This is a genomic window from Microcoleus sp. Pol12B5 (assembly GCF_036701335.1).
In the GTDB taxonomy this organism is placed as follows: domain Bacteria; phylum Cyanobacteriota; class Cyanobacteriia; order Cyanobacteriales; family Microcoleaceae; genus Microcoleus.
Genome location: NZ_JAUBQQ010000102.1, coordinates 1 through 859, shown reverse-complemented (window position 1 = coordinate 859; position 859 = coordinate 1). Strand labels below are relative to the sequence as shown.

Below are 859 nucleotides of genomic sequence, written 5' to 3'. Positions count from 1 at the left end.
TAAAATCCACAATCCACAATCTAAAATCTAAAATCTAAAATCCACAATCCACAATCTAAAATCTAAAATCTAAAATCCACAATCCACAATCTAAAATCTAAAATCTAAAATCTAAAATCTAAAATCTAAAATCTAAAATCTAAAATCTAAAATCGATTGATGGTATTTTCTAGTTTGTCGGCAATGCCTTCAACCCAGTTTTCATCTTGTTTTGTATAGCTGCGGGGCGCGTTAGCACCTAAGATTAAAACGCCTTGGCTGCCGATAGGTTGACAGATGACTCCTTGGGTATTTTCTGGCAAATAGTCAAATTCAATTTTGCCGGGATAAATATTGAGATTTACTAAATAAACTGGTTTATTTTTGTCGAGAACTCGCTGCAAAATCGGTCCTGGTTTGACTTCGGGATTGATGCCTAAAATACCGCGTCGCAATAAAACTTTTCCCTGATACACAATGACGATCGACCTTGTGGCGGTATTTGTCAACAGCAAACGCGACGCCCAGGCTAATTCTATTTTCACGGCATCCGGCAAATCCGGCGCAAATTCAAAACCTTCTTCGCCGATAAGTTTTACGGAATCGGGCGATCGCGCTTGCACCTGCTGCCACAGCAAACCTGTTAAAATCAGCAAAGCGCTGATAATTACTCCCAAAGCGTCCGATCGAGCTTGAGAATCTGTAATTTGCTCTGTCAGCAACCGATTTACCATTAGCAGCGTACCTGCTAACCCTCCTGCAGCTAAGGGCAATTGCCGCAAAACTTTATTGGGATCAGATTTAGTCATTAGTCATTAGTCATTAGTCATTAGTCATTAGTCATTAGTCATTAGTCATTAGTCATTAGTCATTAGTCATT

At 39.3% G+C, this 859-nt stretch carries 1 protein-coding gene; it reads right to left on the bottom strand.

Annotated features, from left to right (window positions below; translation table 11 throughout):
- Positions 1 to 146 precede the first annotated feature (146 nt).
- On the bottom strand, positions 147 to 788 hold the full coding sequence (locus QUA24_RS25435) for a cofactor assembly of complex C subunit B (protein WP_333233058.1): 642 nt from the start codon (positions 786 to 788) through the stop codon (positions 147 to 149).
- Positions 789 to 859 lie beyond the last annotated feature (71 nt).